This window comes from Oceanicaulis sp., from assembly GCF_965284345.1.
In the GTDB taxonomy this organism is placed as follows: Bacteria; Pseudomonadota; Alphaproteobacteria; order Caulobacterales; family Maricaulaceae; genus Oceanicaulis; species Oceanicaulis alexandrii_A.
Map to the genome: position 1 here is coordinate 2616578 of NZ_OZ260073.1, position 22723 is coordinate 2639300.

The 22723-nt window shown below is 63.2% G+C and carries 23 protein-coding genes; 13 read left to right on the plus strand and 10 right to left on the minus strand.

Annotated elements, in window-relative coordinates:
* The first annotated feature begins 46 nt into the window (after positions 1 to 46).
* Genes ACQ66J_RS12680 through ACQ66J_RS12690 form a run of 3 tightly spaced genes read left to right on the plus strand, consistent with a single transcriptional unit; the run spans position 47 to position 3254 of the window.
* Positions 47 to 1186 (plus strand): homogentisate 1,2-dioxygenase, encoded by a 1140-nt coding sequence (locus ACQ66J_RS12680; protein ID WP_375549366.1) that lies wholly within the window; start codon positions 47 to 49, stop codon positions 1184 to 1186.
* A 5-nt stretch (positions 1187 to 1191) separates the two neighbouring features.
* Positions 1192 to 2202, plus strand: coding sequence for a hypothetical protein (locus ACQ66J_RS12685; RefSeq protein ID WP_430431916.1), 1011 nt, complete (start codon positions 1192 to 1194; stop codon positions 2200 to 2202).
* Between the two features lie 38 nt (positions 2203 to 2240).
* Entirely contained in the window at positions 2241 to 3254 is a 1014-nt protein-coding gene (locus tag ACQ66J_RS12690; protein ID WP_430431917.1) for a fumarylacetoacetate hydrolase family protein, read from the plus strand.
* Positions 3255 to 3321: 67 nt separating this feature from the next.
* Here ACQ66J_RS12690 and hspQ read toward each other — a convergent pair whose 3' ends face one another.
* Positions 3322 to 3651 carry a heat shock protein HspQ gene (gene hspQ / locus ACQ66J_RS12695; RefSeq protein ID WP_430431918.1) on the minus strand — a complete coding sequence of 110 codons (330 nt, stop codon included), beginning with the start codon at positions 3649 to 3651 and terminating at the stop codon, positions 3322 to 3324.
* A gap of 215 nt (positions 3652 to 3866) precedes the next feature.
* On the opposite strand from hspQ, the gene ACQ66J_RS12700 reads away from it, so the two are divergent.
* The 3 genes from ACQ66J_RS12700 (at position 3867) to ACQ66J_RS12710 (ending at position 6636) form a co-directional block, all read left to right on the plus strand.
* The gene (locus tag ACQ66J_RS12700; RefSeq protein WP_430431919.1) at positions 3867 to 5030 is read left to right on the plus strand and encodes a Ppx/GppA phosphatase family protein; all 1164 of its coding nucleotides are present in this window, start codon (positions 3867 to 3869) and stop codon (positions 5028 to 5030) included.
* Complete coding sequence (locus ACQ66J_RS12705) at positions 5017 to 5757, plus strand: RlmE family RNA methyltransferase (protein ID WP_375549361.1); 741 nt, start codon at positions 5017 to 5019, stop codon at positions 5755 to 5757. Before ACQ66J_RS12700 ends, ACQ66J_RS12705 begins: the two co-directional genes overlap by 14 nt.
* 108 nt (positions 5758 to 5865) lie before the next feature.
* Positions 5866 to 6636: a Coq4 family protein gene (locus ACQ66J_RS12710; RefSeq protein WP_430431920.1), complete on the plus strand. Its 771-nt coding sequence runs from the start codon at positions 5866 to 5868 to the stop codon at positions 6634 to 6636.
* Here ACQ66J_RS12710 and ACQ66J_RS12715 read toward each other — a convergent pair.
* Positions 6633 to 7010 (minus strand): hypothetical protein, encoded by a 378-nt coding sequence (locus tag ACQ66J_RS12715; RefSeq protein ID WP_375549359.1) that lies wholly within the window; start codon positions 7008 to 7010, stop codon positions 6633 to 6635. The genes ACQ66J_RS12710 and ACQ66J_RS12715 overlap by 4 nt on opposite strands.
* A gap of 170 nt (positions 7011 to 7180) precedes the next feature.
* Between ACQ66J_RS12715 and guaB the strand changes: the two genes are divergently transcribed.
* On the plus strand, positions 7181 to 8653 hold the full coding sequence (guaB, locus tag ACQ66J_RS12720) for an IMP dehydrogenase (protein ID WP_375549358.1): 1473 nt from the start codon (positions 7181 to 7183) through the stop codon (positions 8651 to 8653).
* A gap of 57 nt (positions 8654 to 8710) precedes the next feature.
* On the opposite strand, the gene ACQ66J_RS12725 is transcribed toward guaB, so the two are convergent.
* Entirely contained in the window at positions 8711 to 9460 is a 750-nt protein-coding gene (locus ACQ66J_RS12725; RefSeq protein WP_430431921.1) for an isocitrate lyase/PEP mutase family protein, read from the minus strand.
* Positions 9461 to 9476: 16 nt separating this feature from the next.
* Entirely contained in the window at positions 9477 to 10520 is a 1044-nt protein-coding gene (locus ACQ66J_RS12730; protein ID WP_430431922.1) for a bifunctional transcriptional activator/DNA repair enzyme AdaA, read from the minus strand.
* A 259-nt stretch (positions 10521 to 10779) separates the two neighbouring features.
* Between ACQ66J_RS12730 and ACQ66J_RS12735 the strand changes: the two genes are divergently transcribed.
* Positions 10780 to 12096: an RsmB/NOP family class I SAM-dependent RNA methyltransferase gene (locus ACQ66J_RS12735; protein ID WP_430431923.1), complete on the plus strand. Its 1317-nt coding sequence runs from the start codon at positions 10780 to 10782 to the stop codon at positions 12094 to 12096.
* 49 nt (positions 12097 to 12145) lie between these two features.
* On the opposite strand, the gene ACQ66J_RS12740 is transcribed toward ACQ66J_RS12735, so the two are convergent.
* The 3 genes from ACQ66J_RS12740 to ACQ66J_RS12750 form a co-directional block, all read right to left on the minus strand.
* A complete protein-coding gene (locus ACQ66J_RS12740) occupies positions 12146 to 12943 on the minus strand; it encodes a copper resistance protein B (RefSeq protein WP_430431924.1) in 798 nt (265 codons plus the stop codon).
* Positions 12940 to 14949: a copper resistance system multicopper oxidase gene (locus ACQ66J_RS12745; RefSeq protein WP_430431925.1), complete on the minus strand. Its 2010-nt coding sequence runs from the start codon at positions 14947 to 14949 to the stop codon at positions 12940 to 12942. The genes ACQ66J_RS12740 and ACQ66J_RS12745 overlap by 4 nt, the downstream gene beginning before the upstream one ends.
* Positions 14950 to 15023: 74 nt before the next feature.
* Entirely contained in the window at positions 15024 to 15443 is a 420-nt protein-coding gene (locus tag ACQ66J_RS12750; protein ID WP_430431926.1) for a hypothetical protein, read from the minus strand.
* 110 nt (positions 15444 to 15553) lie between these two features.
* Between ACQ66J_RS12750 and guaA the strand changes: the two genes are divergently transcribed.
* The 4 genes from guaA to ACQ66J_RS12770 all read left to right on the plus strand — a co-directional run bounded on the left by guaA (position 15554) and on the right by ACQ66J_RS12770 (position 18255).
* Positions 15554 to 17122, plus strand: coding sequence for a glutamine-hydrolyzing GMP synthase (gene guaA, locus ACQ66J_RS12755; protein WP_273146413.1), 1569 nt, complete (start codon positions 15554 to 15556; stop codon positions 17120 to 17122).
* Positions 17123 to 17148: 26 nt separating this feature from the next.
* Positions 17149 to 17463, plus strand: a complete 315-nt coding sequence (locus tag ACQ66J_RS12760) for a cupin domain-containing protein (RefSeq protein ID WP_430431927.1) — start codon at positions 17149 to 17151, stop codon at positions 17461 to 17463.
* Complete coding sequence (locus tag ACQ66J_RS12765; RefSeq protein WP_375549349.1) at positions 17463 to 17663, plus strand: SlyX family protein; 201 nt, start codon at positions 17463 to 17465, stop codon at positions 17661 to 17663. Before ACQ66J_RS12760 ends, ACQ66J_RS12765 begins: the two co-directional genes overlap by 1 nt.
* Positions 17664 to 17844: 181 nt before the next feature.
* Complete coding sequence (locus ACQ66J_RS12770; protein ID WP_430431928.1) at positions 17845 to 18255, plus strand: hypothetical protein; 411 nt, start codon at positions 17845 to 17847, stop codon at positions 18253 to 18255.
* Between the two features lie 63 nt (positions 18256 to 18318).
* Here the strand turns inward: ACQ66J_RS12770 and ACQ66J_RS12775 are convergent, their stop codons facing one another.
* The 3 genes from ACQ66J_RS12775 to ACQ66J_RS12785 form a co-directional block, all read right to left on the minus strand.
* Complete coding sequence (locus ACQ66J_RS12775) at positions 18319 to 19002, minus strand: type 1 glutamine amidotransferase domain-containing protein (protein WP_430431929.1); 684 nt, start codon at positions 19000 to 19002, stop codon at positions 18319 to 18321.
* Between the two features lie 68 nt (positions 19003 to 19070).
* Positions 19071 to 19517, minus strand: a complete 447-nt coding sequence (locus tag ACQ66J_RS12780; protein ID WP_430431930.1) for a DUF4126 family protein — start codon at positions 19515 to 19517, stop codon at positions 19071 to 19073.
* Positions 19518 to 19577: 60 nt separating this feature from the next.
* Positions 19578 to 21137 carry a LytTR family transcriptional regulator DNA-binding domain-containing protein gene (locus ACQ66J_RS12785; protein ID WP_430431931.1) on the minus strand — a complete coding sequence of 520 codons (1560 nt, stop codon included), beginning with the start codon at positions 21135 to 21137 and terminating at the stop codon, positions 19578 to 19580.
* A gap of 137 nt (positions 21138 to 21274) precedes the next feature.
* Between ACQ66J_RS12785 and ACQ66J_RS12790 the strand changes: the two genes are divergently transcribed.
* Positions 21275 to 22714, plus strand: coding sequence for an alpha/beta fold hydrolase (locus tag ACQ66J_RS12790; RefSeq protein WP_430431932.1), 1440 nt, complete (start codon positions 21275 to 21277; stop codon positions 22712 to 22714).
* Positions 22715 to 22723: the final 9 nt, after the last annotated feature.

Consider the following 22723-nt stretch of genomic DNA (forward strand, 5'->3'; position numbering starts at 1 on the left):
GTAACTATCTTGCTCGGTAACGGTTTCGCCAGTCAGGGAGCGCCTCATGGCTCGCAAGTGGATTTACGCATCGCGCGTTGAAGGCAATGCCTCGCGCCAGGCCCATGCCGATATGCCCGAGGGCACCTATGAGCGGGAGATGAGCAAGGAGGGGTTTTTCGGCCCCGCCGCTTTCCTGCATCACAAGCGTCCGCCCACGGGCTGGGTGGATTTTGAAGGTCCGCTGCAACCGCGCGCCTTTGATCTCAACAAGCTGGGCACGCCTCAGAATACGCCGTGGGAGTCCGCCTCCGTCCTGTTCAACGCCGCCACCGATATCCGCTTCTGGTCGCTGTCGGAACCGATGACCACGCTGGCGCGCAACGCTGATGGCGACCAGCTCTTGTTCATCCACCGCGGCGCGGGCTCGCTGTTCTGCGATTTCGGACATTTGGACTACGAGGCGGGCGACTACATCGTTCTGCCGCGCGGCACGCTGTGGCGCCTGTCGCCGTCAGAGCCGACGCTGGTGCTGATGGTTGAGGCCACCAACACCCACTACACCTTGCCGGACAAGGGGCTTGTGGGCCCGCACGCCGTGTTCGATCCGGCCATGTTCGACGTGCCCGCCATGGATGACGCCTTCAAGGCGCAGCAGGCGGATGAGGACCATGAGTGGAAGGTGCTGATCAAGAAGCGCGGCCAGGTCTCCACCATCACCTATCCCTACAACCCGCTTGATGCGGTGGGCTGGCATGGCGAGCTGCACCCGGTGCGTCTGAATGTGCGCCATATCCGGCCTTTGATGAGCCATCGCTATCATCTGCCGCCGAGCGCCCACACCACCTTCCTGTCGGATCGTTTCGTGATCTGCACCTTCGCCCCGCGTCCGTTCGAGACCGATCCGGGCGCTTTGAAAGTGCCGTTCTTCCACAACAATGACGATTATGATGAAGTGCTGTTCTACCATGCCGGCGACTTCTTCAGCCGCGACAATATCGATGCGGGCATGATGACCTTCCACCCGGCGGGCTTCACTCACGGCCCGCATCCCAAGGCGCTGGCCAACATGCTGGAACAGAAAAAGCCGGCGACCGACGAATACGCCGTGATGATCGACACCCGCGACCCGCTGGATGTGGGCGAGGGCGCATCACGCGTTGAAAATCTTGATTATGTGAACAGCTGGAAGCCGAAAGCGAAATAGCGTCCATGGCGTCATCTGATGTGTATCTGGACCCGGCCTGGCGGCTGGACCGGTTTGACCCGACCGGCGCGGAGGCGATTTTCGTCCGCGCCGAGCGGAGCCGGTTGAGCGAGGCCCCGTTTCTGGATCAGAGATGGCGCCGGACCGAGGACGAGCTCGCGTCTGTGACGGTGCAGAATCTCGTCAGCCATGCGCCTCAAAGCACGCCGCCGGCCTTCATCTGGCACAGTGCGTTTTGTTGTTCGACCCTGCTTGCGGGCGTTCTGGACCATGACGGTCTGGCGCTGGGCGTGCGAGAGCCGGACATGTTGATGACCCTCGCCAATCTCAAACGGCAGGGACAGACGGTGACCAGCATCTTGCCGGCGGCGCTCAACTGGATCGGGCGCGGCTATGCGCCGGGAGAGCGCGCGGTGATCAAGCCCACCAATCTCGCCAACAACTTGATGGGCGATGTGATGGCGGCCTGTCCATCGAGTAAGGCGATCTTGCTGACGTCTTCCCTGCGGGCCTTCATCGTGTCGATCGTCAAGAAAGGTGAGGCCGGGCGCGCCTTCGCCCGCTTCATGTACACCGTTTTCGCCATGGATGGACGGGCCTTGCCGATCAGCGAGGTGGATCGGATGCGCTTGACGGATCTTCAGGTGGCGGCTCTGGTCTGGCACATGCAGATTGCAGAGATGAACGCCCTGTCGCGCGGCTCAGGGGCGGGACGCGTCGCCTGGCTGGACGGGGACGCCTTCATTGCCGACCCCGAACCGGTTCTGAAGCACGTCTCCGATTTTCTGGAGCTGGGTTTGTCCGACGATCAGGTTTCACAGGCCGCGGATGGTCCAAAAATGAAGCGAAACGCCAAGGCTCCGGAGCAGGACTTCGCCTCATCCAGCCGGGCTGACCAAAACGACCAGATCGCCCGTTCGCTCGGGCCCGATCTCGACCGCATCATCGAGTGGAGCTACGGACTCCACACTGACACCCCCACTGACATCCCCGTCGCGCCCGCCCTTCTGGGCTGACCGCGCGTCCGGCAACGACATTTGCAGAGGAAAGAGCCATGAAACTCGCCACGCTGAATAATGGAAAACGCGATGGTCGCCTGGTGGTGGTCTCCAGAGATCTCGCCTGGTGCGCGGACGCCAGCCACATCGCGCCTACCTTGCAGGCGGCGCTCGATGACTGGGAGACGAGCGAACCGGCGCTGCGCAGCCTGGCTGACGAGCTGGAGCGCGAATCCATTCCGCGCGAGCGCTTCCATGAGCGTGACGCCCTGTCGCCGCTGCCGCGGGCGTTCCAGTGGGCGGACGGCTCGGCCTACGTCAACCATGTGGAACTGGTGCGCAAGGCGCGCGGGGCCGAGCTGCCGGACAGCTTCTGGACCGATCCGTTGATGTATCAGGGCGGCTCTGACAAGTTCCTCGCCCCCCGTCAGGATATCCCGTTGGGCGATGATAGCTGGGGCTGTGACTTTGAAGCGGAAGTCGCCGTCATCACCGGCGACGGCCCGTCAGGCCTCAGCGCGGATGAGGCGGCGAAGGAAATCCGCCTGGTCATGCTGGTCAATGACGTGTCGTTCCGCGGACTGATTCCGGGCGAGCTGGCCAAGGGCTTTGGTTTCTTTCAGTCCAAGCCGCCGAGCGCGTTCTCTCCGGTGGCCGTCACCCCTGACGAGCTGGGCGGCGCCTGGGACGGCCGCAAGGTCCACTTGCCGCTGCAGTCCTGGCTGAACGGATCGAAATTCGGCGAACCGGAATGCGCCGTCGACATGACGTTCGATTTCGCCCAGCTGGTCGCCCACGCCGCCAAGACCCGTCCGCTGTCGGCAGGCTCCATCATCGGCTCGGGCACCATCTCCAACAAGCTTGATGACGGCCCCGGCAAGCCGGTGGCGGAAGGGGGCAAGGGGTATTCCTGCATCGCCGAGATCCGCATGATCGAAACGATCTATGACGGCGCGCCCAAAACCCCGTTCATGACGCCGGGCGACACGGTGCGCATCGAGATGCTCGACAGGGACGGCAAGTCCATCTTCGGCGCCATCGAGCAGACCGTGGTGCGCTACGAGGGCTAGAGACGACGTCAGCTTCGCCGATACTATCAAAACGCCCGGATCAATGATCCGGGCGTTTTCGTGTTTGCTAGTTCTGCATCAACCCGCCGGATTTCAGCGCATAGCGCTGGCCGTCAAAGCCTTCGAAAATATCGGTCGTGTCAGGATGGGTGACCGCACCGTTTTCGGCGTCGGGCAACAAATTGCCTTCAGAGACATAGGCCTCGTAATGGCCGTCTTCGTTTTCAGCGAGCAGATGATAGAAGGGCTGATCTTTGTCGGGCCGCATGGATTCAGGAATGGACAGCCACCATTCCTCGGTGTTCGCGAACACCGGATCCACGTCAAAAATCACCCCCCGGAACGGGAAGAGGCGATGGCGCACCACGTCGCCGATTGTGAATTTGGCCTCACGCAAGGCGGACACTCCTCAATTCGGGCCGTCATATGTAGCTGTCATGGTATGCAATTCCAGTGCCTGACGCTGCAAGAGCCGGGTTCGGTGCTTTCACAAGCGTGAAAGGCGAGCTATCCTTAACGTCAAACTGAAGTATCGCCCGCGGCCGGTTTGTCGGCTTGCGCCGCTTGATCGGCGCGCTGCAGGCCTTTGCGGGCGCGATGAGGACGAACATCATGGCGAAGGACGCCGCTGGCTCCGCGCCTGCGCGCCAGCGCCCGAATCGAGGCCGGAAATCCGCCCGCCAAGACCCGATCTACGGGGCTATCGATCTGGGCACGAACAATTGCCGCATGCTTCTGGCGCGGCGCACGCGGGAGGGTTTCCGTGTGGTCGACGCCTATTCGCGCATCGTCCGTCTGGGCGAGGGCATCACCGCGTCCGGCGAATTGTCTGAAGCCGCCATGGAGCGTGCGGTTGAGGCGTTGGCGGTCTGCGCGGAGCGGATCAAACGGCGCAATGTGACTAAATTGCGCGCCATAGCCACGGAAGCGTGTCGTCGGGCCCATAACGGCGAGAATTTCGTCGAGCGGGTCAAGGCGAAGACCGGCCTGGAGATGGAGATCATCGGCCCGGAAGAAGAGGCGCGCCTGGCGGTGCAAGGCAGTCTGGACCTGCTGGATGAAGCCATGGACGCCGCCGTGGTGGTCGATATCGGGGGCGGCTCCACCGAGCTGTGCTGGGTCGACCTTGAGGAATGGCGCAATCGCGGCGGCTATGACAGCGGCGGTCGTCCGCCGCTGCGCGGCTGGTCGTCCATGCCTTTGGGCGTGGTTACGCTGTCCGAGCGCTTTCCTGAGCCGAAAACAGGCGGCGCCGAGGCGCGGGCGGACTGGTACGCCAAGATGAAGGCGTTCGCGGTCAAACATCTCAAGGCGCCCAAGGGGGCCCGCCGGTTACGGCCCATTTTTGATGACGGGCGTGCGCACATGGTGGGCACGTCCGGGACGGTGACCTCGGTCGCCGGCGTTCATCTGAACCTGACGCGCTATATGCGTGACAAGGTGGACGGGATGTGGATGACGGCCGAAGACGCGCATATCGCCTGCCAGCGTCTGGCGAGCCAGGATCGCAACGGGCGCGCGCGTGAAGGCTGCATCGGTCATGACCGAGCAGATCTGGTGCTGGCGGGTTGCGCCATATACGAAGCCGTGATGGAAGCCTGGCCCACCGAGAAGGTCCGGGTCGGTGATCGCGGTTTGCGTGAGGGCATGCTGCTTAACCTGATGCGTCCTAAACGCAGGCGGGGTCGGCGGGGCTCAGGCAAGCGCGCCGACTCCCATGAAGCCCAGAGCCAGGCGTCCGAGACAGAAAAGAGAGACGGCCATGAGCAAGGATGACGATAACGGCGAAGGCGAACCTGAACGCCGTCGCCGCCGGTCCGGCCCCGTCACAGCGGGCGGTGACGCACGCTCGGCCAAACAGTTCCGCACGCGGGTGAAAACCGCACGCGGCCGAAAATACTCGTCCAAGCTCTGGCTCGAACGCCAGCTCAACGACCCTTATGTGGCGCGCGCCAAGCAAGATGGCTATCGCTCCCGCGCGGCCTACAAGCTGATCGAGCTCGATGACAAGTTCGGCTTGATCAAGCCGGGCATGCGGGTGGCTGATCTTGGGTCGGCGCCAGGCGGCTGGACCCAGGTCGCGCTCAAGCGCGGGGCGGCGCATGTGGCGGGCATCGACCTGCTGGAGGTCGAACCGATCACGGGCGCAATCCAGCTGGAACTCGATTTCACCGAAGAGGGCGCCGAAGACACCCTCAAGGACGCTTTGGGCGGGCCGGCCGATCTGGTGATCTCGGATCTGGCGCCATGGACGACCGGACACAAATCCACAGACCATTTGCGCATTGTGGCGCTGGTGGAGGCGGCGGCGTATTTCGCGCTGGACGTGCTCAAGCCGGGCGGCGGATTCGTCGCAAAAGTGTTCCAAGGCGGCGCCACGGGCGAATTGCTGGATCTTTTGAAGACCCGTTTTGAAAAGGTGCGCCATTACAAACCGCCCGCAAGCCGGTCGGAGAGCGCTGAAACCTTTTTGATCGCCACCGGGTTTCGACCTGAGGCGTGAGCGTCTCGCCTCGGCAGTAAACGCTGTTCACTTTTAACTTGGCGTTTCCATTCAATTGTGGATACTCCCATTCAGAGCGGCATGAGCAAGACCGCCGGGAGGACAGTCATGACCGAGCAGCACGCAGCCTGCCCACCCTTTCCGTGGGAACCGTTCAACCCGATTCGCGCCTGGAACGCGTTCTGGGGGCTGGTCGGCGATCGCGATGACACGCGCTATGTGTTCGAGTTCTTCCGCGCCGTGAACGCGCAGAGCATGGGCGGAATTCTCGGTCGTTTCGTCAATTCCGAGTTCGGGCGCAGCCAGATCGAGGACCGCACGCGCTTTGCCGAAAAGCTGCTCGATCGCGAGACCTTGAAATCCTATGGTCGCGGAACCTTCGCTGCGGCGTATCTGCATTATCTTGATACCGAAAATCTCGACCCGCTGGGCGTGCATGTGGCCGCTGTGGAGAACGCGCCTGATCTTTATGCCCAGCTCGAGCGCGAGTATCCCGAATTTGCGGCGATGACCTATACCTTCCATCTCGCCCATGACCTGCACCATGTGCTCACCGGTTATGGTCGCGATCCGCTGGGAGAGGCTCTGCTGCTTACTTATAACGGCAATCAGAACGGTACGCGGGGATCGCGCTTGCTGGGCATGTTCGCGGGCCTGCGCATCCGCTCGGAGATCTGGCAATGGCCTGTGGGCCGCATGATGGCGAATGCGCGCAAGATGGCGCGCGAGAGCACGGACATGGTTGTCACGGATCTGACCGAACTGCTGCCCCTGCCGCTGGAGGAGGCGCGTCAGCGTCTCAATATCCAGCCTGATCCGCTGTACCGCGAGGTCCGCGACAGCTGGGCAGGGCCTGAACCGGTTAGCGCCAAGGCCTAAAGACCGGGCGCCGGACGACCGTTCAGCAGGTATTCCATGACGTCCGGGTCCTGGATGTCGAGCTTCTCGTAAGGTCCGAGCAGCCGCAACCGGCTTTTGGGTTTGCCTGGCCCAAGTCGCCGTGCGGTCAGCATGACCACAATGCCGTCAAATCCGCAGCCGTCCAGCACGGGAAGACTCTCGACGTAATCACTGTGGGGGGGCACACGGCGGTCGAGGAAGACGAGATCGTAATCGGACGCTTTCGGGTCTTCGCAAAAAGCATTCACTGAATTGTAATGATCAAAGTGAAACGAGCCGGGAACATGTTCGGCAAGGCCTGACAGAATTGTCATCTCGACCGGGTCGTCATCAATCACCGCAACGAGTCTCATGCATTATTTCCTTATACCTGTCAGGGGAATACGCGTATTACGCGCACAGGTTGGTTTACCATAACCATGTAGGCTAAACGGGGCAATCCGTCGACCCGCGCGGTTAAACAGCCTTGCGCTCACTCTGAAACCTGCTAAAGCGGCCCCGCAAGAGACAAGGAGGCCTCCCCATGCAGATTCGCGAGGGGCTTACCTTTGACGACGTGCTCTTGCAGCCCGGTTCGTCTGAGGTTTTGCCCGCTGACGCTTTGGTGCGAACACGGCTTACGCCGTCGATCACCCTGAACATTCCCATTCTGTCGGCCGCCATGGATACGGTGACCGAAGCCGGTCTGGCGATCGCCATGGCCCAGGATGGCGGTCTTGGCGTCATCCACCGAAATCTGACGATCGAAGAGCAGGCTGAAGAAGTCCGCCGCGTCAAACGTTATGAGAGCGGCATGGTGGTCAACCCGATCACCATCTCGCCCAACTCGACGCTGGCCGAGCTCCTGGCTCTGATGAACCATCACAAGATCTCCGGCATTCCGGTCGTGGAAGGTGGAGAGGGCGTGAACGGCAAGCTGGTCGGGATCATCACCAATCGCGATGTCCGCTTCGCCGATGACTTGAACCAGTCTGTGGCGTCGCTGATGACGCATGAGAACCTGGTGACGGTCAAACCCGGCGTGGATCAGGCCGAAGCGCGGCGTCTGTTGCACAAGCACCGCATTGAGCGGCTGCTGGTTGTCGACGATGAGGGCCATTGCGTCGGCCTGATGACGGTCAAGGACATGGTCAAGGCCGAAGCCTATCCCAACGCCGCCAAGGACGAACACGGTCGCCTGCGCGTCGCCGCCGCCTCCACTGTGGGCGACGCCGGATTTGAGCGCGCTCAGGCGCTGATTGATGCAGGCGTGGATACGGTCGTCATCGACACCGCGCACGGCATGTCCGCCTCCGTCCTTGAACAAGTCAAACGTATCAAGGCCGCCTCGAACGCCACCCAGGTCGTCGCCGGTAACGTCGCCACTTATGACGGCGCGCGCGCCTTGTTTGATGTGGGCGCAGACACGGTGAAAGTGGGCATCGGGCCGGGCTCGATCTGCACCACGCGCATCGTGGCCGGCGTCGGCGTGCCCCAGCTGACCGCCATCATGGATTGCCGCCGCGCGGCGGACGGCTTTGACGGCTCCATCATCGCAGACGGCGGGATCAAGTATTCCGGCGACCTCGCCAAGGCCATCGCAGCCGGCGCCGATTGCGTGATGATGGGCTCCATGCTGTCGGGCACTGAAGAAGCGCCGGGCGAGACCTTCCTCTATAAAGGCCGGGCTTATAAGTCCTATCGCGGCATGGGCTCTGTCGGCGCCATGGCGCGCGGCTCCGCCGACCGGTATTTCCAAAAGGAAGTCACCGACCGGATGAAGCTGGTGCCTGAAGGGATCGAAGGCCAGGTGCCTTACAAAGGCCCGGTCGCGCCGATCCTGCACCAGATGGTGGGCGGCCTGCGCGCCGCCATGGGCTATACCGGCGCCAAGACGATCAAGGAATTCCAGGAGAAGGCCGAGTTCGTTCGCATCACCAGCGCGGGCCTGAAAGAAAGCCACGTCCATGACGTGACGATCACCCGCGAAGCGCCGAATTATCCCACGCCGTCCTAGATGGGCGTCGCGTTCTGAAGACACCCCCCGGCGGAAACGCCGGGGGGTTTTTCTTGGTCAGAGCGTCAACGCCTCGCGCGAGCACTGGGTCAGCCTCTCCATCGCCGACAGATACGGCGCCGGGCCAAAGCTGATGCGGCGGGCGCCGGCCTGTTTCATGATCTTGAGCTGCTCGATATCGGGGACCATCACATTGATGGGCGCACCGATTTCCTCCACCAGCTTCGCCACCAGATCGGGGTCCGTGAGGCCGGGGAAGAAGATCCCGTTCGCGCCTGCGTCCACATAGGCATGGGCGCGCTCCATGGCATGCTCCAGGCGCTCGGCAGGGCGGGTGGAGTCCTCAGGGTCAAAGAACACCTCGCTGCGCGCGTTGATGAACAAGGCTTCGCCTTTAGATTCCTGGGCGCGGACGATGGCGCGTAGCTTGGCGGTGAAATCCTCGATCATCACCGGGCTGGCGGTCTTGGGGTCGCGATCCTCGATATTGATGCCCACGGCCCCCGTTTTGCGGATGCGCAGAGCGTTATCGGCGACCTTGGCTGGGTCATCAGAATAGCCGGTCTCGATATCCACGGTCAGCGGGACGGAGATGGATTTGGCGATCCGGCGGGTGACGTCCTCCAACTCTTCGAAGGGCAGGGCTTCTCCGTCGTCATACCCTCGGGCGGCGGCGACCGCCCAGCTCGATGTGGCGATGGCCGGGGCGCCGGCGCGTTCAATGGCGCGTGCGCTACCTGCATCCCAGGCGTTGAGCAGCACCAAGGGTGCGCCTGCAGCATGCAGACGCGTGAAAGATTCGATCATGATGGGGTCCTTTGAATCAGGAAGCGCGTTGTTCAAGATCGAGCAAAGCGCGTTTTCTGTGCAAGCCGCCGCCATATCCCGTCAGGGAGCCGTCGGCGCCGATCACCCGGTGACACGGGATGATCAGGGCGAGCTGGTTGGCGCCATTGGCGCGCGCGACCGCACGCACGGCGGAGGGGCGCCCCATATGCTCAGCAATCTGGCTGTAGCTCCGCGTCTGTCCCATTGGGATATCCTGTAGGGCGCGCCAGACAGATTGCGCGAAGTGAGCGCCGTTCAGCGTGACAGGGGTTTCAAAGGCAGACAGGGCGCCCGCAAAATACGCATCCAGCTCGCGGACGATGCTGGCATGTGGCTTTGTTTGTCCGAAACCCAGCCCGCCGGGCATCCGCTCTGACAGGCGTTTAAGCTCTGAGGGCAGGGCCTTGCGGTCCATGAATTCCAACAGGTGCAGGGCGTGATCGTCTGCGATGGCGATCATCGGCCCCAGCGGCGTTGAGATCGGCGCGCAGCGCAGCAAAGCGTCATCGCGGAACGCGCCGGGCGCGAGGCCCAACAGCTTGCTGACGGCGGACCGAAACCCGCTGGCGGAGACGTAATTGGCTGTCAGTTGGGCGTCTATCACCCGCTCGCCGCCGCCCAGGGCCGTAAAGCCTTCCTGCAGGCGGCGCAGGCGCGCCAGCTCCAGAAAGGTCACGCCCAGCTGACGTTTAAAGGCGCGGCGCACGGTGGAGGGGTCCAAGCCTAGGGCCGTCAGATCGTCTTCGCGCCAGCGTCGTCCGGGCTCGGCGTTCAGGCGTGCGCTCAGATCGGCGACCAAAGGCTCCATGCCATGCTCGAGCGGTTTGCAGCGCTTGCAGGGACGAAAGCCTGCGCTCAGGCACTCGGCTGCGGTTTCATGGAACCGGCAGTTTTCCGGCTTGGGCTTTCTGGCCGGGCAGCTAAGCCGGCAGAAAATCCCGGTGGAAGTGACGCCGACGAACATCTGGCCGTCCCAGTTCGGGTCCCGGTTCAGAAGGGCGTCATAAAGCGCGGTGTCGGAAGGGCGTGAAAACAACATGCAGACTGTGTATCAGAGGGCGAGATGAGCTGACGCCGATTTTCGGGCGCTTATTGATTTTGACTGCAGAGCCTAACACCCTCTCAGATCAGCCCACTGGAGCTTTGCTCCCAAAGCGCAAAGCGCGCCCGCCGTATGGCGGAATATCAGCCCGAAGGGCAAAACAACACGGAGCTTTGCTCCGCAAGCGCAAAGCGCGCCCGCCGAATGGCGGAATAATTCACGCCCGAGGGGCGAAAAGAAAAGAAAGACCTTTCCCATGCGCGACGCAGGACGGATCGCCGGCGCCATTGACGTGCTTGATATGGTGATGAACCGGCACCAACCGGTGAAGGACGCCCTGCGCGACTGGGGCAAGGCGCATCGCTTCGCCGGATCGGGGGATCGCGCCTGGATATCAGGACTGGTGCTGGACGCGCTGCGTCGCCGCGGCGCGTTGCGCCATGTGATGGGCGAGGACACGCCGCGCGCGCTGGTGCTTGGGGCGCTAGCCTATGCCTGGGATATGGACGCGACCGCCATTGGTGCGGTGTTTGAAGGCGATGAACATGCGCCGGACCCTCTGACGGAGGCCGAAATCGAGGCGCTCTCCAAGGGCCTTGATACAGACGCCCCGCTTCATGTGCGCGCGGATGTGCCCGAATGGCTCGGACCGAGCTTTGAGCGCGCCTACGGCGACACGGCAGAATTGGAAGGCCAGGCCATGGCGGGCCGGGCGCCGGTGGATCTGCGCGTGAACCGCCTGAAAGCCGAGCCGGAAAAGGCGTTCGGCGCGGTCGCCCCCAAAATCAAGACTATCGAAGTCTCCGACCTGATCCTCGATGGCTTGCGCATTCCCGAAACCGATCCGCGCGCCAAGGCGCCGGGGGCGGACAGCATCCCCGCGTTCGGCAAGGGCTGGGTGGAAGTGCAGGATATTGGCTCGCAACTGGCGGCTCTGGCCGCAGGCGACATCAAGGGCGGGCAGGTGCTTGATTATTGCGCTGGGGCGGGCGGCAAGACTTTGGCTCTGTCGGCGCTGATGGAAAACACCGGCCAGCTTTACGCCTGGGATTATGACGGCCGCCGCCTGCGCGCGATCTGGCCGCGCCTGCAACGCTCGGGCGCGCGCAATGTGCAGGTGCGCGACGGCAAGGAAGCGGAAACGCTGGGCGATCTCGAGGGCAAGCTTGATTGCGTCTTCATGGATGCGCCGTGCTCAGGCGCAGGCACCTGGCGGCGTCGTCCCGACAGCAAATGGCGGCTGAAGGAAGAGGCGTTCAAGCGCCGCCAGTCTGAACAGGACGAGGTGCTGTCCAAGGCCTGGCGCTTCGTCAAACCGGGCGGGCGGCTGGTCTATGTGACCTGTTCGATCCTGCCCGAAGAAAATGAGGACCGGGTCGCGGCCTTCCTCGACGCGCACTCTGACTTCACGCCGGTACCCACAAGCGACGCCATGGCCCAGTCCGGCCGCCTCGCCGAGGGCGCGCAGGAGCGCCTGAAAGCCCTTGAAGGCCGCTTCGGCGCCATCCAGCTCTCCCCGCATCGCACCGGCACGGACGGGTTTTATGTCTGCGTGATGGAGCGTTCAGCTTAGGGGCTGATCGCTCAAGAAAAAGGCCCCGGCAGTGCCGGGGCCTTTTGCGTTAGAACCAGAGGCGCACACCGGCGAGGAGGGCGGTTTCTTCCACCTCTTCGCCCAGGGATCGGGCTATGGTGGCCGTTTCGCCCAGCTTGCGCTCCCAGCTGACGCCCACATAGGGGGCGAACTGGCGGCGGATCTCATAGCGCAGTCGCAAACCGGCCTCGACATCGGTGAAGCCCGTGCCCTGATCGAGCGAGGGGGCGTCACCGAACGCAAACCGAGTCTCGATGACCGGCTGCAGGATCAGGCGCTGGGAGAAGAGGATCTCGTACTCTACCTCCGCCTCGATCGCGGCGCCGGAATCCCCGCCCAGATAGGCATGGGCGTTCACCTCAAACCAATAGGGCGCGAGGCCTTCGACCCCGATCGCGGCTTGCGTCTCGTCCGGGCCGAATTCATGACGCAGACCGCTCTGGACGTTGAAATAACGGGTGGCGGCTCGGCTGTATAAAAGCTCGACCTCGCCGCCCTCAAAGCTGTCCTCGTCAGGCAGATAGGCGCCTTTGACATTCATCACGAGGCGATTGATGTCGCCGCCGGTCCACACGCCGCCCTCCCATTTGAGGGCGGTTTCTCCATCCGCGTCCTGCCATTCAAAGCGGTCGATCATCACCATGGAATGCTGGGTGGCGCCGGAATGGTGCAGCACGTCATGACGCGCCTGCGCCATCACGTCTGCGTCGAAATATTGGTCCGCGGCGTTCCACAGCGGTTCGGCGTGGTCGCCCTCATGGCTTTGCGCGAAAGCCGGTGCGGCGATCAGGGCGCAGGTCGCACCCAGAAGCAAGGAGCGGATCATGATGCGCCTCCGCCATGATGACCAGAGTGATGGTTAGGGTGGGCGGGCGCCGGTTCAGGCTCTAGCGCAGGGGCGTGATGGCCGTGATGACCGCCGCCATGGCCAGAATGGCTGGAATGGTCCATCGGCGCGGGTTCCGGCTGATGGTGATCCTCATGGCCTTGATGGCCTGAATGAGCGGAATGATCCATGGGGCCGGGGCGCACCGAGACCACCTGCATCATCCCCGCATGCATGTGGTAGAGCAGGTGACAGTGGAAGGCCCAGTCTCCCGGCTCGTCAGCGGTGACGTCAAAGGCCAAACGCTCGCCCGGTTTGACGATCACGGTGTGCTTGCGCGGCTTGTGATCACCGCCGCCGTTCACCAGCTCGAAGAACATGCCGTGAAGGTGGATGGGGTGGGGCATCATGGTGTCGTTCACCAAAGTGACCCGCAGGCGCTCGTTCTCATGGAAGACGATGGGCGCGTCGATCTCGGTGAAGCGCACCCCGTCAAACGACCACATATAGCGCTCCATGTTGGAGGTGAGATGGATCTGCATCTCACGCTCCGGCGCGCGCACATCCGGATTGCGGTCAAGGCTGCGCAGCTGGGAATAGGTGAGGACGCGATGGTACACATCCTCAAGCCCGATCCCCGGTTCATCCAAACGACTGATCGGCGCCCTGTTGAGATTGGCGACGCCGGGGCCTTCGACATGGTTGTGGGTGACAGGCGCGCTGTCCTCCATCGCCATGGCGGATTGCCCGGAATGCTCGGAATGATCCATGGAGCCATGGCCCATCGACCCGTGATCCATCGAACCGTGGTTCATTTCACTATGGTTCATAGCGCCATGGTCCATCTGGCCCTGAGCCATTGACCCATGATCCATGCCGCCATGGCCCATGGCGCCGTGATCCATGCCCATATCGCGCATGGTCAGAAGCGGGGTGGGGCGCAGCTCGGGAACCTCAGCCGTCATGCCTTCGCGCGGCGCCAATGTGGCGCGGGCGTATCCCAGGCGCTCAATGCTTTCCGCCATGATGGTGAAGGCGCGATCTTCGCGCGGGGTGACCACCACGTCATAGGTTTCCGCCACGCCGATCTGCAGCTCGTCGGTCTCGACCGGCGCCACGTTCTGCCCGTCCGATTGAACCACCTGCAGGGGCAGGCCCGGAATGCGCAGATTGAAGATCGTCATGGCCGAGGCGTTGATGATGCGCAGGCGCACCCGCTCGCCGGGCTCAAACAGGCCCGTCCAGTTGCTGCCCGGTCCCTGGCCATTGATCAGATAGGTATAGGTCTCGCCGCCCACATCTGAAATGTCGGTGGGTTTCATGCGCATCTGACCCCACATGGCGCGGTCAGACAGCGCAGCGCGCGCACCGTCTTCGCCCATGTCGCGGACCAGATCACCCAAAGTGCGGTGATTGTAATTGAGGCTCTCAGGATTGGTTTTCAGCCGGTTGAACAGTGCCTCGGGCGACATGAACGTCCAATCGCTCAACACCAAAACATGCTCGCGGTCATAGCCGACCGGATCATGATGGGCCGGGTCGACGATGATCGGGCCATAAAGCCCTTCCTGCTCCTGCAGGCCTGAATGGCTGTGATACCAGTAAGTGCCCGACTGGCGCAGGCGGAAGCGGTAGGTGAAGGTCCCGCCAGGGCGAATGCCGGGGAAGCTCACGCCGGGCACGCCGTCCATCTGGAAGGGCAGCAAAATGCCATGCCAGTGGATGGAGCTGTCCACGTCCAGATGATTGGTGACGTTGAGCGTCACCTCGTCGCCCTCGCGCCAGCGCAAGAGCGGCGCAGGCACGGTGCCGTTCACCGTGAGCGCGGTGTCGCGGCGACCCTCCACGCGGAAGGGCGTGCGGGCGATATCCAGATTGAACTGCGTGCCGGTCAGGGCGTCGGGGGCGCGCTGCGTGAGCGCACGGGCGCCATAGGCCCAGTTCGGGGTCAGGCTGGCGGCCGCCAGCGCGCCAGCGCCGGTCAGCCAGGATCGTCTTGTGAGCATGATTTCGGTCTTTCAACAGGGTTCGTCAAACAGGGCGAAGCCCGCGCAAGGCGCGGATCAGCGTGTCTGGCGTCCTAGTTGAGCTGGACCGAATGAAGCTGGACAGGGGTTGGGCGCGGCGGCGGTCTGGGCCGCAGCGGATCATAGACGGGCGCCTGGACGGCCGTGCGGCGCAACTGCGCAAGGTCGGGGCGCGGCGCGGTCGGCAAGACCGCCGGGGCGTCGATCTGGGGCGCATCGCTGAGCACCAGCGCCGCGCCGCACAGCGCATTCTCGTCGCAATGGGGATCGGCCTGATCTTGGGCGGCGGCGTGATGGGCGTGACCGCTCATCTGATGATGATCAGAGGCGCTTTGCGCGTGCCCAGCGCCATGAGCGTGTCCATGGCCGGCGGCGGGGGCAATCGGTTGGGCGCAGACCTGCACACTCCAGCACGCGATGAAAATCATCGCGGTCAGAATATGGGGCAGGGAGGCGGCGAACCGTTGAATCATGGTGCCAACATAGCGCGCTCGGAGTGTGAGGAAAACCATTTGCGTCCGGATGTGACCCAGGCGTGCGGATACCCTCTGGCGAAATGCGTCCGTCTGCGCTATGCGCAGCCATGACCGAGATTCAGGCCCATCATGAAAAAGTGCTGGTGATCGACTTTGGCAGTCAGGTCACCCAGCTGATCGCTCGCCGGCTCCGCGAAAGCGGCGTGTATTGCGAGGTCCACCCCTTCAACCGCGTCGATGACGCCTTCTTGGACGCCTATGCGCCCCAGGCGATCATCCTGTCGGGCGGTCCCAATTCCGTCCACGGCGAAGGCACGCCGCGCGCGACGCAAAGTGTTTTTGAACGCGGTCTGCCAGTGCTGGGCATTTGCTATGGCGAGCAGACCATGTGCGCCCAGCTCGGCGGCAGCGTGGAAGCGGCGGAAGAACGCGAGTTCGGCCGCGCCGATATCGAGATCGTCGCCGACAGCCCGCTGTTTGAAGGTCTGGGCGCAGTGGGCCATCTCGAACGCGTCTGGATGAGCCATGGCGACCGCGTCAACGCGATCCCGCAGGGCTTTCACCCTATCGCCGCCAGCGAGAACGCCCCTTTCGCCGCCATCGCTGATGAGGGCCGGCGCTTTTACGGCGTGCAGTTCCACCCTGAAGTGGTCAACACCCCGCGCGGCGCGCTGATCCTCAGGAACTTCACCCACAATATTGCGGGGCTGAAGGGCGACTGGACCATGGCCGCTTTCAAGGAAGAGGCCATAGCCAAGATCCGCGAACAGGTCGGCTCGGGCCGGGTGATCTGTGGTTTGTCGGGCGGCGTGGACAGCTCGGTCGCCGCCGTGCTCATCCACGAAGCCATTGGCGATCAGCTGACCTGCGTGTTCGTCGATACCGGCCTGATGCGCACCGGCGAGGCCGATCAGGTCGTCTCGCTGTTCCGCGAGCACTACAACATTCCGCTGGTGGCCGCCGACGAGGAAGAGCGCTTCTTGTCGGCGCTGGCGGGCGAAAGCGATCCGGAGAAAAAGCGCAAGACCATCGGCAAGCTCTTCATCGACGTCTTTGAAGACAAGGCCAAAGGCGTGGGCGGCGCAGACTTCCTCGCCCAGGGCACGCTTTATCCGGACGTGATCGAGTCTGTGAGCTTTGACGGCGGCCCGTCGGTGACCATCAAGTCGCACCATAATGTGGGCGGTCTGCCCGAGCGCATGAACATGAAGCTCGTCGAACCGCTGCGCGAATTGTTCAAGGACGAGGTCCGCGCGCTGGGTCGCGAGCTGGGCCTGCCGGAAAGCTTTATCGGTCGTCACCCCTTCCCGGGGCCGGGCCTCGCCATCCGTATTCCGGGCGAAGTGACCAAGGACAAGGCCGACATCCTGCGCAAGGCCGATGCGATCTATATCGAGGAAATCCGCAAGGCGGGGCTGTACGATTCAATCTGGCAAGCCTTCGCCGTGCTGCTGCCCGTGCAAACGGTCGGCGTGATGGGCGATGCCCGCACCTATGACAATGTGCTGGCCCTGCGCGCGGTGAATTCGACCGACGGCATGACGGCGGATTATTTCCCCTTCGATCATGACTTCCTGGGCCGTGTCGCGACCCGCATCATCAATGAAGTGCGCGGCGTGAACCGGGTCGTCTATGACGTCACCTCCAAGCCGCCCGGCACGATTGAGTGGGAATAGGGCGGTCAATCTGACCGGAGCCGCAGATGAGACTGATCAAGCCAGAGAGCTATACGGGCGACCGCGCCTGGGCCGCCTTGGACATTGAGCGCTTTGATGCGGCGACGGTGCGGATGCACTGGACCGACCAGCCCTATAAATGGCACGTCAATGACGGGCCTGAAGTGTTTGTCCTGCTTAAAGGCAAGCTCGACATGCACGTCAAGAACGCCGCCGGTGAGATCTCTGTCCTGCCGATGGACGAGGGCGATGTGTTTCACGCCCAGTCAGGGGACGCCCATGTCGCCCACCCGCAAGGCGCGGCGCGCGTGCTTGTGATCGAAACGCCAGGAAGCGTGTGATGAGTTCTGACCGTCTCGACCAGCTAGAGATCCACGTCGCCGAGCAGCAGCAGATGCTCGATGATCTGTCTGAGGTTTTGACCCGTCAGACCCAGGAGATCGAGGCGCTGAAAACCCGGCTGAGCCAGTCGGATGGCCGGATCGCCGAGCTGGAGGCGGGCCTGCCCGCGCCCGGCAATGAAAAGCCGCCGCATTACTAAAGCTGCGCAAATGAGGCGGCGTGCGCCGCGTCTGGATGATGACAGATGTCACCATCCAGACATGACAGGCTTCCCTGACTAAGTCGTCGTTTCTGGATCATGCTGTGCCTCAGATCACTCCTTGAGAGTGACGAACACGGCGCGCCGCTGAATGGCGCGTCAGGCACAGGAGACCTGATTCATGGATAGCTTCGTCACACTCTTCAGCGCGTATTGGTGGCTTCTGTTTCCGCTCGGCTTCTTTATCGCCGCCGGGTGGAGCAGCCTGATGCGGTTCAAGAACACACAGGCCCGGCTCGAACTTCTCAAAACCTATGCCGCCTCCGGTCAGGAGCCGCCTGAGGCCTTGCTCACCGACATGGATGCGCCGCGCGCGGAGTATGACGGCACGCCGCCGCGGGCGACGGGCGCCACAGGCTTTCTGGTGACGCTGTTCGCCGGTCTGTCGGGGGTGTTCGCGATCCTGGGCTATACCGGCGCGCTGGGCAGCTATGACGCGGAGTTTTACGTCGTGGCGGCTATTCTGGGCGTGCTTGCGCTGGCTTTTCTGGTCTCCGGCGTCGCCACGGGCGGCCGCGCGCCTCGCGGTTGAGCGCTTAAAAAGCCCCCGAACGAACACTGTCGCCGGGGGCTTTCTCGTTCGTGGAACGGATGTCTAGCCGATCTTGAGCTGAGCCATCAGGGCTTCGGCGACCGGTTTGGACGAGGCCGGGTTCTGGCCGGTGATCAGGCGGTGGTCAGACACCGCGAACGGCGCCCAGTCCTCCCCCTTGTGATAATCGCCACCTTTTTCCTTCAGGGCGTCTTCCAACAAGTGCGGGACGACATTGGTCAGGCCCACAGCCTCTTCTTCTGAATTGGTGAAGCCGGAGACTTTGCGGCCCTTCACCAGCGGATGGCCATGCTCGTCCTTGGCGTTCAGAAGAACGCTCGGAGCATGGCAGACCGCCGCGACCGGCTTGTCGGATTTCCAGAACGCCTCGATCAGCGCGACGCTGTCTTCATCATTGGTCAGATCCCACATCGGGCCGTGGCCGCCGGGATAGAAGACGGCGTCAAAATCATCTGAGTTGACCGTTGAGAGCTTCACGGTGTTCGCGAGGGCCTTCTGCGTGTCTTCGTCGGCCTTGAAGCGTTGAGTGTCTTCGGTCTGGGCGTCTTCGCTGTCGCTCTTGGGGTCCAATGGCGGCTGGCCGCCCTTGGGAGAGGCGAGGGTGAGGGTCGCGCCGCCATCCTTGAACGCGTAATAGGGCGCGGCGAATTCTTCGAGCCAGAAACCGGTCTTCTCGCCGGTGTCGCCGAGCTGATCGTGTGAGGTCAGGACCATCAGGATATTCATGGGGGAGCTCCTATCGGGGGTGTGCGGTTAGAAGTAAGGGGGCGGATCAGGCGTTCAACCAGCTCGACTCAGACAAGGCAGGCGAGAACCAGCAGTGCGCCTGAAGCGGCGAGCAGATCTTCGGTCAGAGCGGCGCGCAGGTCAGTGCCCAGACATTTCGACGCCCATCCCCGCAAATGGGCGCAGCCATATGTGCCGGCGGCCGCGCCGATGACGCCGACGAGCATCGCCCACAGGCCGCCAAGCGCTGCGCCCGCCAGAGCGCCAGCGGCGAGCCGGGCGATCAGGCCGGGCGTTTGCGTTCTGGACGGCGTTTGCGGGCGTTTGTCGGCCCAGAGTTCAAGCGCGGCCAGGACGGCGAGGGGGGCGAACGCCCACAGGTTGCCCAGCCAGCTAAAAGGCGCAATCACGACCTTTGGCGCGATAAACAGGGCATAGCCACTTATCAAGGCGAGCGCGAGAAAGGTCCGTGCGCCCGTGATTAAACCCACTAGAAAGGCGGCGAGCATCACCATGTCAGACCGTTCATTGCCAGCGTGAGTACAGCTAACGTCAGGGCCCGGCATTGGTTCCGGTCAGCGTGCGGTGGCGGACGTCAAGCTGGTTTGTGACAGCGCGCTTCTGACCTTGGGCATGATCCGGCGGCTGACCGGCGCCTGGGCGCCGGTGGTCAGCACCAGATGTCCGCCGCCGCCCGGTTCGCGCTCCAGCCGCTCTACATGGGCGGTGTTGACGATATGAGAGCGGTGCACGCGCAAGAAGGCCGCAGGGAGTTTGCCTTCTAGCGCCGTGAGCGTCAGCGTGTAGAGCACGGTGCGGCCATCGGCGAACACCACGTCTACATAATCGCCGGCGCCCTGAATGCGAATGATCTCTTCGGTGCGCACATAATCGGTGCGGCCCGCGCTTTCGAGCGTCAGCACAGCGGGCTCGGACGCTTGTTGCGCCAAAGCCAGAGCGGCGTCCAGCGCTTCGGCCCGGCGGGTTTCGGCGCGGCGGCGCGCCTGTTCGCGGATCAGGCTCAGCGCCTGCCGGATAAACAGCGCGATCAGGAACAACGCCCCCAGCCAGTACAGGTGCAAGTCGATGAACCGGCTCTGGGTGAAGACCGCCAGGATCATGGCGACGCTGAACCCGGCGGCGTAGGGCCAGGCGTCACGCTTTCCCTTCAGGGCCGCATATGCCGCGCCGAACGCAACGAGGCCAAACGTCAAAGCGAGCGTGGCCCAGGTTTTGCCGTCAAAGCCGCGAGCCAGAGCGACCGGCGCGAGCAGCACCAGAGCGGCGCCGGCCAGTCCTGACAGGCGGCGCTTGAGATTGAGGGAGGAGAACTCTTTCAAGCCATAGGCGATCAGGCTGAGCGAGAAGAGATAAGCGCCCAGAACAATGCCGATCAACCGCGCATCATGCAGCGGGTAGGGATAGGAGACGAGGCCGCGGGACGTCTCGATCAGGAGCTGCGCGCCCAGGCTGGCGCTCATAACCGCCAAGATGATCGGCGCTTCGCGGTCTTCTGACCGCGCGGCCATGGCCAGAAACACCATCACCCCCAGAATGAACACGCCAAGCATGATCAGGCCGGGCCAGTAATAGCTCAGAAGACCAGCGGTGGGTGAGCCATACTCGTCCAGAAACAGGCCCTGCATCGGCGCTGTCAGGGTCAGAAAGCCGTGATGGCCGGACAGGCGCAGATCCAGCGTGTTCTCGCCTGCAACAAACAGATCGCGCGGGGCGTGGGCGGCGAAATCGATGCGGCCAGGGACTTCAGACGCCCGGTCTGCGCCTGGCTGGCCATTGGCGCCGATCATCACCCCGTTCAGATACAATTCGCTGGCCGCAAGGCCCGAGATGAAGACGCCTTTGGGCCCGGATGTGTCGATCCAATCCTGATCCACCGTGAAAGTGAGACGCGCCCAGAGGTCCCGGCCTTGCGGATCAAGCGCGTAAAACTGTCCGGGCTCGCATCTGGACGCGTCAAAAGCCGGTGGTGAGGGGTGTTGAGCCTCGACAGGGCAGACGACCATGGGAAGGCCGCTGAGATTGATGGCCTGGCGAGCGTGTGCGCCAATCGGTACGGCGAGCCAAATCAGCAGCGCCAATGCAAGGTGGAGCAGGGTGTGCGCTTGGGTCTTCAACTGGGCTCTCCACCGGGCGCCGTTCACCGATCAGGCCGCGCCACTGACCGAAGCGCGCCTGACGCAGGGCGCTGTTTAGACCAACCATGCTCCTTGCCCCGCCGCAAGAGCGGGATGATGGCATAAAGGAGAAACACATGCGGTCAGGCTTGTTTGCAATCGTCTCCACTCTGGCGCTGACAGGCGCCGCTCAGGCGGAAGACCTCATCACCTTCACCAGCAATGCAGGCGAGAGCGTCGAGGCGTATCAAGGCGCGTTCGAGGCGCCGGAAAACCGTAATGATCCGAACAGTCGGATGATTGAAATCGGCTATGTGCGGTTCCCGGCGCTGGAGGGCGCAAACGGTCCGCCCATCGTATATCTCGCCGGCGGGCCGGGCGGGTCCGGCACGGGCACCGCGCGCCGTCAGCGTTTTGATCTGTTCATGCAGATGCGCCGCCATGGCGACGTCATCGCCTTTGACCAGCGCGGCACAGGGCTGTCGCGCAATGATCTGCCGCAATGCGTGTCCAGTGTCGCGGTGTCTGAGACTGAACCAACCACCGACGCGGAGTATGCGGACGCCTACCGGCAAGCCGCTCTGGAGTGCCGGGATTTCTGGCGCACGCAGGGCGTGTCGATCGAGGGCTACACCACCGAGCAGAGCGTGGCGGATTTGTCGGATTTGCGTGCGCATCTGGGCGCCGATGAGATGACGCTGTGGGGCATTTCCTATGGCACGCATCTGGCCATGGCGGCGCTCAAATCCATTCCTGACGAGATCGATCGCGCAATCCTCGCCAGCGCCGAAGGGCTGGACCAGACCGTCAAACTTCCATTCCAGACAGAGGCTTACATCGAAAGGCTGCAGCGGGCCGTGAATGCGCAACCCGCAGCCGCAGCCGCCTATCCGGATGTCGCTGGCATGATGCGGCGCGTGCATGCGCGTCTGGAGGTCGAGCCTGTGATGATCGAAGTCGCTGACCGTGAAGGCGGGCCACGCCCGTATCTTTTGCAACGCCGCGACCTGCAGCAAATGACCTCGGGTCTGATCGCGGATCCGGGTTCAGCCGCCATCGCACTGGCGATGTATGCCGAGCTGGATCAGGCGGGCAGCGCAAACCTCGCAGCGGCCCTGATCGGACGGTTTTATGATCTGGGCGCGCCGATCAGCCTGAGCCCGATGTCGACTGCGATGGACCTGGCGTCCGGGATCACTGAGGCGCGTCTGGCGCAGGTGGAGGCGGAAGCGCAAACGGCGCTTCTGGGCGCCTATCTGAACTTTCCCATGCCGCAGCTGAACCGCCTCTGGGACGGGCTGGATCTGGGCGACGATTTCCGCGCCGCGCCAGTGGGCGATACGCCGATCCTGCTGCTGTCCGGCACGCTGGACGGCCGCACCTATCCGGACAGTCAGCGCGCGGCGTTGGCCGGCATGAGCGATTTGGACTGGGTGATCGTCGAGAACGCCGGCCACAACCTCTACATGACGACGCCTGACGTGCATGCCGTCATGCACGCCTTCATGGCGGGCGAAGGTGTGAATGGCGCACAGATCACGGCCCCGCTGCCCGATATGACTGAACTGCCTTTTTGAGCCCTGAAT

Bases quoted from the DNA above. Each gene is read 5' to 3' on its own strand.
- guaB (WP_375549358.1), top strand. From the start codon at position 7,181: ATGCAGATTCGCGAGGGGCTTACCTTTGACGACGTGCTCTTGCAGCCC.
- ACQ66J_RS12735 (WP_430431923.1), top strand. From the start codon at position 10,780: ATGCGCGACGCAGGACGGATCGCCGGCGCCATTGACGTGCTTGATATG.
- ACQ66J_RS12710 (WP_430431920.1), top strand. From the start codon at position 5,866: ATGACCGAGCAGCACGCAGCCTGCCCACCCTTTCCGTGGGAACCGTTC.
- ACQ66J_RS12770 (WP_430431928.1), top strand. From the start codon at position 17,845: ATGGATAGCTTCGTCACACTCTTCAGCGCGTATTGGTGGCTTCTGTTT.
- ACQ66J_RS12700 (WP_430431919.1), top strand. From the start codon at position 3,867: ATGGCGAAGGACGCCGCTGGCTCCGCGCCTGCGCGCCAGCGCCCGAAT.
- ACQ66J_RS12750 (WP_430431926.1), bottom strand. From the start codon at position 15,443: ATGATTCAACGGTTCGCCGCCTCCCTGCCCCATATTCTGACCGCGATG.
- ACQ66J_RS12745 (WP_430431925.1), bottom strand. From the start codon at position 14,949: ATGCTCACAAGACGATCCTGGCTGACCGGCGCTGGCGCGCTGGCGGCC.
- ACQ66J_RS12760 (WP_430431927.1), top strand. From the start codon at position 17,149: ATGAGACTGATCAAGCCAGAGAGCTATACGGGCGACCGCGCCTGGGCC.
- ACQ66J_RS12725 (WP_430431921.1), bottom strand. From the start codon at position 9,460: ATGATCGAATCTTTCACGCGTCTGCATGCTGCAGGCGCACCCTTGGTG.
- ACQ66J_RS12705 (WP_375549361.1), top strand. From the start codon at position 5,017: ATGAGCAAGGATGACGATAACGGCGAAGGCGAACCTGAACGCCGTCGC.
- ACQ66J_RS12730 (WP_430431922.1), bottom strand. From the start codon at position 10,520: ATGTTGTTTTCACGCCCTTCCGACACCGCGCTTTATGACGCCCTTCTG.
- ACQ66J_RS12765 (WP_375549349.1), top strand. From the start codon at position 17,463: ATGAGTTCTGACCGTCTCGACCAGCTAGAGATCCACGTCGCCGAGCAG.
- ACQ66J_RS12690 (WP_430431917.1), top strand. From the start codon at position 2,241: ATGAAACTCGCCACGCTGAATAATGGAAAACGCGATGGTCGCCTGGTG.
- ACQ66J_RS12740 (WP_430431924.1), bottom strand. From the start codon at position 12,943: ATGATCCGCTCCTTGCTTCTGGGTGCGACCTGCGCCCTGATCGCCGCA.
- ACQ66J_RS12715 (WP_375549359.1), bottom strand. From the start codon at position 7,010: ATGAGACTCGTTGCGGTGATTGATGACGACCCGGTCGAGATGACAATT.
- ACQ66J_RS12790 (WP_430431932.1), top strand. From the start codon at position 21,275: ATGCGGTCAGGCTTGTTTGCAATCGTCTCCACTCTGGCGCTGACAGGC.
- ACQ66J_RS12685 (WP_430431916.1), top strand. From the start codon at position 1,192: ATGGCGTCATCTGATGTGTATCTGGACCCGGCCTGGCGGCTGGACCGG.
- ACQ66J_RS12775 (WP_430431929.1), bottom strand. From the start codon at position 19,002: ATGAATATCCTGATGGTCCTGACCTCACACGATCAGCTCGGCGACACC.
- ACQ66J_RS12780 (WP_430431930.1), bottom strand. From the start codon at position 19,517: ATGGTGATGCTCGCCGCCTTTCTAGTGGGTTTAATCACGGGCGCACGG.
- guaA (WP_273146413.1), top strand. From the start codon at position 15,554: ATGACCGAGATTCAGGCCCATCATGAAAAAGTGCTGGTGATCGACTTT.
- ACQ66J_RS12680 (WP_375549366.1), top strand. From the start codon at position 47: ATGGCTCGCAAGTGGATTTACGCATCGCGCGTTGAAGGCAATGCCTCG.